The organism is Pseudoalteromonas sp. 31A1 (assembly GCF_011378815.1).
Lineage (GTDB): Bacteria > Pseudomonadota > Gammaproteobacteria > Enterobacterales > Alteromonadaceae > Pseudoalteromonas > Pseudoalteromonas arctica.
Genome location: NZ_WTKY01000042.1, coordinates 1 through 8,849, shown reverse-complemented (window position 1 = coordinate 8,849; position 8,849 = coordinate 1). Strand labels below are relative to the sequence as shown.

Here is an 8,849-nt window from a genome sequence, read left to right as displayed (position 1 = left end):
AATCGCGATGGATGAAGGTCTTCGTTTTGCTATCCGTGAAGGTGGTCGTACTGTAGGTGCTGGTGTTGTAGCAACTATCGTAGCGTAATAATTAACTTTAAAGTTAATTGTTAGAAAAAGGTCACTCAGGTGGCCTTTTTTAATGCCTGAAGAAAAGTGTCATATGAAGGTGGCGCTCTTACCTTAGGCGTAGGTGCTTTGTAGCAATTATCGTAGCGTAATAATTAACCTTAAAGTTAATTATTAGAAAAAGGTCACTTAGGTGGCCTTTTTTAATACCTGAAGAAAAGTGATTGGCTTTTCGTTATAACTTTATTGCCGTAGCTTGGATTGAGTTTTACGAAACCCGAGGAAAAAGATTGCTGAAAATAACTACGCAGTTAATGGACTATTTAATACGTTAAAATGATCATGCTTTTAATAAAATTGGTACCAATAAAAAGCACGGCTAGGCCGCGCTTATATTGAATTAGCTTTTGGTATTTTAGCCAATAACTAATATACGCTAAAAAGCTTTAATTTTTCTTCGCATATTCTTCAGCTTGCTTTAAAACTCTTAATAAATTACCGCTAAGAATTTTTTTAATATCAGCATCGCTGTAATCTCTATCCATTAAACCTTGAACAAGGTTAGGGTAGCTAGATACATCTTTTAAACCGATAGGTAATGAATCGCCTACTCCATCATAATCAGAGCCAATACCTACATAATCAATACCAATTAGCTCAACTACGTGATCAATATGATCAAGTACTTGCTCAAGGCTTGCAAATGGGTAAGGGTTTTTAGCACGGTAGGCAGCATCAAAATCTTTGCTTAATTTAGTCCCGTCTTTTTTAACCGACTCTTTTGTGCTTTTTAACTGCTTGCCCCAACTACCTGCTTTAGCGGTAACAAAACTTGAGCCAAAGTTGATTTGAATAACACCGCCATTTTCTTTAAGTGCCAATAGCATGTCGTCATTCATATTACGCTCAAAGCCTGGCGTGTATTTACGAAGTGATGAATGTGAGGCAATTACGGGTGTTTTAGAGAGATCCATAACCTGATAAAACGCATCATCAGAAATATGTGATACGTCGATTAACATACCAATATTATTCATTTCAGTAATTAGCTTTTTACCAAATGGGCTTAAACCTTTCCATTTGCGGCGAATATCATAAGACGAATCCGAAATATGGTTGCTTTGCGAGTGCGCTAGCGTGATGTAGCGAATACCGCGGTCGTAAAAGTGCTGAAGGTTTTTCATATCTCCTTCGATAGGAGAGCCATTTTCCATACCCATTGCAATAGACAGCTTACCTTGCTTAAACTGCTCTTCTATATCAGTGCTTGAGCTGGCAATAGCAAACTTATCGGGTGCGCGCTGGGCTATAGCTTCCATACTATCAATCATTTGATTGGCTAGTTGGTAGCTTTTTCCTTTACCTTCAAATTCCAAATGCGCAGGAATATAAATCGACATAAACGGTGCGTTTAAACCGCCTTTTACAGCGCGAGGGTAGTCAAAATCGCCATCAGTTGTCGCTTTAGTTACATCAACCCAGCTTTCGTGAATTCGATAAGGTACGTCGATATGGGTATCAATTAAAATGGTGTCTTTAGCGAGTTTAATTGCTTTGTCGGATGCTGTTATTGTTTGTTCTGCATGGACTTGACTAGTTAATGCTAGTGATACGGCTACCACTAGAGTGCTGAGTTTTATCATGTTTTGGCTCTTTGGGTAAAAAGCCATTGTGTACGTTCAATTCAAAAGTTACAAGTACTACACCTTAATCAAACGCCTCTGCTTGATGCTCTTCACTTTGCAGCGCTTTAAATTCGCCCTTAGAAATAATAGTAACTGACTCATGTAATTCCGAGAAAAACACCATTGCTTCGCCATTTTTAAGCTGTAGCTTAACTTGGTTAACTTTAGATTCAATGCTTGCTTCTACTTCGCCATAATCGGTGCCTTCGCGCAGTACATAGCTTTCTATTAGGTTGTATAGTGTATCTTTATCGAGTTGTTCAAAAGGGATAATCATAATTGCTCTTTGTTTGCGTTGCCTAAAACATGTTGCCCAAAATAGCATGGCACGGCTTTCTCTAACCAAAATATGGGCTTAAACGGATTTTTACCGCTAATAAAACCAACATGTCCGCCTTTGTCAGAGATGCGCAGCGTAACATGCTCACTTACATCTTGCCTACTCGGTACGGCCTTAATTGAGAGCATTGGGTCGTCTTTGGCATGAATAATAAGTGTGGGTATAGCGATATCTTTTAAGTACGGCATAGCACTGGCTTTACGATAGTAATCGTGGGCATTTTCAAAGCCATGTAACGGTGCTGTAAGTTGGTTATCAAACTCTAATAAATCATCAATATTCATTAACTGTTTTGGTGTTAGTGAAATTTGCTGCTTAATTTGTGGCAGCTTTCGCTGCATTGATTTTTTCATGCGATCGAGCAGATATTTTTGGTAAATTTTACCTAAGCTTTTACGAATAACATCGCTTGATGACGACAAATCATAAGGAGCAGATACCACCGCTGCAGCACTTAGTGGGCATGCTTGTGATTGTTCACCTAAGTATTTGGCCAGTACGTTACCGCCTAACGAAAAACCTACAGCGACCATAGTGCGCTCAGGAAATTGCAGCTTTAAGTGATTTATAAAAAAGGCTAAATCGGCGGTGTCACCGCTGTGATAAGCACGTGGCAGGCGATTTACTTCAGTTGAGCAATTTCTAAAGTGCATAAGCACAACTGCATAACCTTGCTTTTTTAACGCCTTCATCATGCCTTTGGCATAAAAGCTATTTATATTGCCTTCAAGGCCATGTAAAACAACGGCAAGTGGAGCGGTTTCGTTATGTGGAAGTGACCATGCGAGCTCAATAAAGTCACCATCAGGTGTATCAAGTTGCTCAAGTTCGTAGCGAGTGTGGTGAAATGGGCGGAAAAAACGCGGCATTATGGTCTGAACGTGACGATTGGTCATCCACCATGCTGGTTTGAACTGAGAGATCATGTTTGTACTACGCACTTTGTATTAAACGAAAAGCTAGTGTACCAAATTTTTCGCTTCAGAAAATAAAAAGCGCCTAACTAGTAAACTAATAAGGCGCTTTAGTGCGTCGTGCTTAATTTTGGTCAGGAATTTCTGCATCATGTATTTTTTTCAGAAAGAAAAAAGCAAAAAAGATACACAAAGAAACAACGATAGTTAAAAATCCAAAAGACATAAATAAAACTGGATCTGTAAAAAAATCTCTAAAGAATACGTTCATGAGTTGTTCCCCTCGTTGTTGATGGGTTAATCATAGGCGGTGTTTGCAGGTCGCAACGTGATCGAGATCAAGTTATTTACATAAGCAGATATAGGGGTGAAGCTAAGTTGATTTAGATCATGCTTTAAAGGCTACTAAGTTATTACCACTGAGAGCTAAGAGAGTTTTTCACTTTACCTAAAAGCGTAGCGCTTTAAACTTTTTTGAGTAAACCACTTAAAGATTTTTTGCACAAAGAGAAAAGAATGAGAAGTAAATGAGGGTAGAGCAACAAACTGCTCAATATTTATATCTAAGTAATCTAGTTTGTTTTCCTCTAAAAGCGAAGCGCCTCTTAACCTCTTTGTGAATAAATTACTTAAAGGTCTTTGCGCAAAAAGAAGAAAAAGAGAAGTAAATGGGGGCAGGGTAATAAAATGCTGAGCTAAACAGCCGCTCAATATTTATATTTTTATCTAAGTAATCTAGTTTGTTTTCCTCTAAAAGCGAAGCGCCTCTTAACCTCTTTGTAAATAAATTACTTAAAGGTTTTTTGCACAAAGAAAAGAGAATGAGCAGTAGAGGAGGGTATAAAAAGTCGCAGCCTAAGTGGCTTTCATATACAGCTCAATATTGTTTGGTTCTGCATGCTCGATTAATTCAAACTCATTTACTGCTTCAATCAACATATGTTGCTGTTGTTTTTCAAGCTTTAGCTCAGCGCTTAGTAACTCTGCGCGTATTGTGGCGTAATCACTTATCGTATTCTGATTAGCTTTTAAATAGCTACGAGCAGCGCGCAGAGGCTGTAATGCATAAGTATCAAATTCACTAACTACTTGCGTTAACTCATTTAGCTGTTGGGTATTAATACTTAAATTTAATGAGTCTAAATAAAGTAGCAATAAGCATAAATTAACATTTTTTCCTTGCTGGTTTTGTAGTGCCAGCAAGGTTGTTTGTTGCTCAGGCTTTGCGTACAAAGTGCACGCAAACTGCCAAAAATGGTCGCTATTGAGCAAGTTCATCGGCGAACGCCTGCTCTTTTTCTTCCATTTCTTCAAGTGCCATAAGTAACTCTTCTTCAACGTCGTTAAGTTTAGGTGTAAGCGTTGCTTGCTTGGCTAATAACTCTTTAAGCTTGGCTTTGTTGTCGTCGTTGTACAGTTCGTTATCACCTAAGGTCACTTCAACTTCACTTAATTCGGCGGTGAATTTATCGAGTTGCTTTTCAAGCTTTTCAATTTGCTTTTTAAGTGGCTGAATGGCTTTTCTAAACTCAGCCTCTAAGCGCTTTTGCTCCTTACGATTAACACCTGGGTTTGCTTTAGGCTCGTCGGTTTGCTGCGCTTTAACCGCTTCTTTATTCGCATTAAGTAGCCATTGGTAATATGCATCTAGGTCGTAACCAAACTGGGTTACTTTGCCGTCATCTACTAAGTAAAACTCATCGGCGGTATTTTTAAGCATATGGCGATCGTGCGATACGGTAACCATAGCGCCTTCAAAACCTTGTAGTGCCATAACAAGTGCATGGCGCATTTCTAAATCAAGGTGGTTAGTTGGCTCATCGAGTAGTAATAAGTTTGGTTTTTGATATACCAACATGGCAAGTACTAAACGTGCTTTTTCGCCGCCCGAAAACGGGGCTACAGGCTCAAGCGCTTTATCGCCAATGAAGGCAAAGCCGCCTAAAAAGTCACGTAGTGATTGTTCAGTGGCTTTTGGGTCTAGTCGTTGTATGTGCGTTATTGCACTGGCTTTTAAATCAAGAGATTCAAGCTGATGCTGCGCAAAATAACCAATATTTAATCCATGGTGCTGAATAACTTCGCCCGCTTGCGGCTCTAAATCACCAGAAAGCAGTTTAATTAACGTTGATTTACCCGCGCCATTTCGACCAAGTAAAGCAATTCGGCTACCTGGTACAAGGTTTAGCTCTATATTATTTAAAATAGTGACGTCACCATAACCCGCTTTGGCTTTATCTATTGTCATTAGTGGGTTTGGTAATGCTTTTGGCTCTGCAAACTCAAAGTTAAATGGCGAGTCGGCATGTGCTGGCGCTAGTTTTTCCATGCGTTCAAGTGCTTTTACACGGCTTTGTGCTTGTTTAGCTTTACTGGCTTTTGCTTTAAAGCGCGTTATAAACTGCTCAAGGTGCGCAATTTGATCTTGTTGCTTATCAAACATCGCTTGTTGTTGTAGCAAGCGCTCTGCTTTTTGGCGTTCAAACTGCGAGTAGTTACCTTTGTACACGTTGATAAGCTGCTTATCTACGTGCCAAATTTGATCAACCACCGCATCTAAAAACTCACGGTCATGTGATATAAGTACAAGGGTGCCGGTATAAGCACGTAAAAAACGCTCAAGCCAATAAACGGCATCTAAATCAAGGTGATTTGTTGGCTCATCAAGAAGTAGTAAATCGGCGTCGCGTATTAATGCTTGGGCAAGGTTTAAACGCATACGCCAACCACCCGAAAATGAGCTGACAGGGTTTTCTATAAGGTTATTGGCAAAGCCTAAGCCGTGTAATAGCTCACCGGCGGTTGATTCAATGCTGTAGCCTTTAATGTTTTCAAGCTGAATATGTACTTTGGCTTGTGTGTCGCCATCGTTGTTTTTCTCGGCCTCACGCAGTGCTATGCGCATTGCGTAGTATTCTGGGTGGCCTTGAAGTACATAATCAATCGCGCTTATTTCAAGTGCAGGTGTCTCTTGCTTAACAGAGGCAATAGACCAATCTTTTGGAATGCTGCAGTTACCGGCATCTAATTGCAGTTCTGATTTTAGTAAACCAAATAACGTTGATTTTCCGCAGCCATTAGCGCCAACAAGGCCTACTTTGTGCTCTGGGAATAACGTAGCTGATGCGTTTTTTAATAAGGCTTTACCGCCACGAAGTAGTTCTATTTCTGAGATTTGGATCATGAATGCGTTACTTTGCTGTGCCCTTGTTAAGTTGGCGCTATCATAACATAGAACTTAATGCTCTTATCAAGCGTATCAACAAGTGAAGTTATACGATAAAATAGCGGCAGTTCAAACCACAGGAAAAATGTTGTGAGACAAAAGAAGCGATTTATTGCTGGTGCATCGTGCCCTGACTGCAAAGCCATGGATACTATGATGCTATACAGAGAACATGATGTTGAAAAAGTAGAGTGTGTTGAGTGTGGTCATAAAATGGCGCAACCCGATAACGCTGTTCAGGCGTCTACTCGCCAATTTGAACAAGTAATTGGTGTATTTAAACCGGGCGACTAACCCGGTTTTTTATTGCCTAATTTTTACCGGTTTTAGTAATGCGGTGGAGGCGGCTCAGGTGCTTCAGACATCATAGACGATGATGACTGCGACTCTTTAATCTTCTCTGCTAGCAGCTCAGTTTGGCGTTTCATTTTTGCTAACAGTTGCTGGTGCACTTTTATTTCATCATTTAAGACTTCAATCGTTTCGTCTTGAAAAGCCACTTTGGCTTCAAGTTCCATTAAGCGATGTTCAATTGTGTTCATTATTCTCTCGTATAATAAATCGCTCTGCGATACCGCTGGAGCTTTCGGTTAACAACGACTTACCGTTATCTGTAAATGTCACATCTAGCACCACCGCCGATTTAGGCTTACTGCCTTCGCGCGGGGTAACCTGCCAAGTTTGAATCTTTTCACCGCTTGGTATTTGCCACAAATCTACGCGCTTATTTGGCGAGCCGGTTGCAAGCAAAGTGCCTTGTTCGTTAAAACGCACAGCAGTAAAAATTTTCTGACGCGCAATATACTTCAGTTTACTCACAAGATCACCTGTAGTCAGCTTCCATACATTTGCTTGTGCCATACTGTCGGCCGTAAACGCATAGCGACCCTGTGGATCGAGCGTCACTTGGGTAACACGCGTTGGGTGATTAAAACGATGAATTACTTGCCCTGTACGTGTATCCCAAAAGTAAGCAACATAATCGTTAGAACCACTTAAGGCGTAGCGTCCGTTAGGTGATAGGTCAACGGTGTTAACTTTATCTTGATGACCTAAAAACTCAATACGACGTCCGGTTTCTAGGTTTACAAATACGACAACGCCGTCGCTACGGCCGTATAAAACACTACGGCCTTGATTGCTAATAGCAATATCGCGAATACTGGCTTTTTGTATTTTGTAATAACCTTTATTTTTGCCTGTGGCTATATCCCACACAGCAAACGTGTTTTTTTCGGCGGTAACAGCCACGCTGTTATCAAAAGCAATAGCAACGGCGTATACCAAACTGTCTTGATCTTGCTGCTGAAACCATTGGTATTTTAGTACCTGCTGTTGATTATCCCACAGGGCGACCCCATGGTTGATAGAGGAGATCAAACTGTATTTACCATCGTTTGAAAGTGTTGATGAAAACGCACCTTGTGCAGCATGTTCGTAACTTGCTACAGCGTGTTGTTTTTTATCGGTACAGGCGATGGCTAAAAAACAGCTAAATACGATTAAAAAAGTACGAAATATCGACATATTACAGGTATTTCCCCTTAACTCTTAGTGACTGAGAGGTTAGACTAGGACGCGTTAAATGCCTAGGTTGTTTGTCTAATCACTGGATATGTTTTTAGTTTAGCTAACAATGTGGAATTTAGTCATTAAACAAGCAGCCTATCATGTGGGCCGTTAATCTTTAACTAGTAATAATACATTAAAATGACAACTGCAAAGTGTGTCGGAGATTTAAAATGAAAAAGACGATTAGATTGTCATTGATTGCAGCGTCAGTTTTAGCGCTTACAGCTTGTAATCAAGAAGCAAAAAAAGAACAAGCTGAAGTTAAATTAGACACTGTAGAACAGCAACAAGCATACGGTATTGGTGCATCTGTAGGTAACTTTTTAAATAAAGACCTAGCAGACAAAACAGAAATTGGTATTGAGCTAGACCAAGCACTTCTAATCCGTGGTTTTGAAGATGCACTTGCTGGTAATGCAAAAATTGACGAAGAAAAAATTCGCGAAGTATTAACTGAACTAGATACATCAGTACGTACTAAGCAAGAAGAAAAAGCAAAAGTAGAGTCTGAAAAAAGCAAAGAAGCGGGTGTTAAATACCTAGCTGACAACGCTAAAAAAGAAGGCGTTACAGTAACTGAGTCTGGCCTGCAGTATGAAGTACTTAGCGAAGGCGATGGCGAAAAGCCAGTAGCAACAGACGTAGTTAAAGTACACTACAAAGGTACTTTATTAGACGGTACTGAGTTTGATAGCTCATATGCACGTAACGAACCTACAACTTTCCCTCTTAACCGCGTAATTGCTGGTTGGACTGAAGGTTTACAACTTATGTCAGTGGGTTCTAAGTACAAGTTCACTATTCCTTCAGAACTTGCTTACGGCGACCGTGACTTAGGTAAGATTCCAGCTAATTCAACACTTGTATTTGAAGTTGAATTACTTGAAATTCAAAATGAAGAAGCACCAGCACAATAATAAGTTTATTGTGTAAATGCAAAAAGGGACCTTAGGTCTAATGCCGATCAGTTAAGAAAATGACCGGTTGACCGATCCAAACGATCATGCAAAATCCGTAGTTAGGAAACTAACTACGGATTTTTT

General features: G+C 40.0%; 9 protein-coding genes and 1 pseudogene. 3 read left to right on the top strand and 7 right to left on the bottom strand.

What is annotated here, in order from left to right; genetic code table 11:
* Positions 1-88: pseudogene (locus GQR52_RS19915) on the top strand (elongation factor Tu); the annotation flags it as partial.
* Between the two features lie 427 nt (positions 89-515).
* On the opposite strand, the gene GQR52_RS19910 reads toward GQR52_RS19915, so the two are convergent.
* The 5 genes from GQR52_RS19910 to GQR52_RS19890 form a co-directional block, all read right to left on the bottom strand.
* The gene (locus tag GQR52_RS19910) at positions 516-1,712 is read right to left on the bottom strand and encodes a dipeptidase (protein ID WP_165729563.1); all 1,197 of its coding nucleotides are present in this window, start codon (positions 1,710-1,712) and stop codon (positions 516-518) included.
* Between the two features lie 64 nt (positions 1,713-1,776).
* Positions 1,777-2,031: a YheU family protein gene (locus GQR52_RS19905; protein WP_007582257.1), complete on the bottom strand. Its 255-nt coding sequence runs from the start codon at positions 2,029-2,031 to the stop codon at positions 1,777-1,779.
* On the bottom strand, positions 2,028-3,020 hold the full coding sequence (locus tag GQR52_RS19900) for a hydrolase (RefSeq protein ID WP_165729562.1): 993 nt from the start codon (positions 3,018-3,020) through the stop codon (positions 2,028-2,030). Before GQR52_RS19900 ends, GQR52_RS19905 begins: the two co-directional genes overlap by 4 nt.
* Positions 3,021-3,863: 843 nt before the next feature.
* Positions 3,864-4,286 (bottom strand): TIGR02444 family protein, encoded by a 423-nt coding sequence (locus tag GQR52_RS19895; RefSeq protein ID WP_165729561.1) that lies wholly within the window; start codon positions 4,284-4,286, stop codon positions 3,864-3,866.
* A complete protein-coding gene (locus GQR52_RS19890; protein WP_165729560.1) occupies positions 4,270-6,192 on the bottom strand; it encodes an ATP-binding cassette domain-containing protein in 1,923 nt (640 codons plus the stop codon). Before GQR52_RS19890 ends, GQR52_RS19895 begins: the two co-directional genes overlap by 17 nt.
* Positions 6,193-6,324: 132 nt before the next feature.
* Between GQR52_RS19890 and GQR52_RS19885 the strand changes: the two genes are divergently transcribed.
* Positions 6,325-6,528 (top strand): YheV family putative zinc ribbon protein, encoded by a 204-nt coding sequence (locus GQR52_RS19885; protein WP_007378899.1) that lies wholly within the window; start codon positions 6,325-6,327, stop codon positions 6,526-6,528.
* Between the two features lie 32 nt (positions 6,529-6,560).
* Here the strand turns inward: GQR52_RS19885 and GQR52_RS19880 are convergent, their stop codons facing one another.
* Positions 6,561-6,776 carry a SlyX family protein gene (locus GQR52_RS19880; protein ID WP_007378900.1) on the bottom strand — a complete coding sequence of 72 codons (216 nt, stop codon included), beginning with the start codon at positions 6,774-6,776 and terminating at the stop codon, positions 6,561-6,563.
* Complete coding sequence (locus GQR52_RS19875) at positions 6,763-7,761, bottom strand: hypothetical protein (protein WP_024589508.1); 999 nt, start codon at positions 7,759-7,761, stop codon at positions 6,763-6,765. Before GQR52_RS19875 ends, GQR52_RS19880 begins: the two co-directional genes overlap by 14 nt.
* Positions 7,762-7,976: 215 nt before the next feature.
* Between GQR52_RS19875 and fkpA the strand changes: the two genes are divergently transcribed.
* Complete coding sequence (gene fkpA, locus GQR52_RS19870) at positions 7,977-8,723, top strand: FKBP-type peptidyl-prolyl cis-trans isomerase (protein ID WP_007582243.1); 747 nt, start codon at positions 7,977-7,979, stop codon at positions 8,721-8,723.
* The last annotated feature ends 126 nt before the right edge of the window (positions 8,724-8,849 follow it).

Coding starts and splice junctions, on each gene's coding strand:
- GQR52_RS19890 (WP_165729560.1), bottom strand. CDS start 6,192: ATGATCCAAATCTCAGAAATAGAACTACTTCGTGGCGGTAAAGCCTTA.
- GQR52_RS19905 (WP_007582257.1), bottom strand. CDS start 2,031: ATGATTATCCCTTTTGAACAACTCGATAAAGATACACTATACAACCTA.
- GQR52_RS19900 (WP_165729562.1), bottom strand. CDS start 3,020: ATGATCTCTCAGTTCAAACCAGCATGGTGGATGACCAATCGTCACGTT.
- GQR52_RS19895 (WP_165729561.1), bottom strand. CDS start 4,286: ATGAACTTGCTCAATAGCGACCATTTTTGGCAGTTTGCGTGCACTTTG.
- GQR52_RS19875 (WP_024589508.1), bottom strand. CDS start 7,761: ATGTCGATATTTCGTACTTTTTTAATCGTATTTAGCTGTTTTTTAGCC.
- fkpA (WP_007582243.1), top strand. CDS start 7,977: ATGAAAAAGACGATTAGATTGTCATTGATTGCAGCGTCAGTTTTAGCG.
- GQR52_RS19910 (WP_165729563.1), bottom strand. CDS start 1,712: ATGATAAAACTCAGCACTCTAGTGGTAGCCGTATCACTAGCATTAACT.
- GQR52_RS19880 (WP_007378900.1), bottom strand. CDS start 6,776: ATGAACACAATTGAACATCGCTTAATGGAACTTGAAGCCAAAGTGGCT.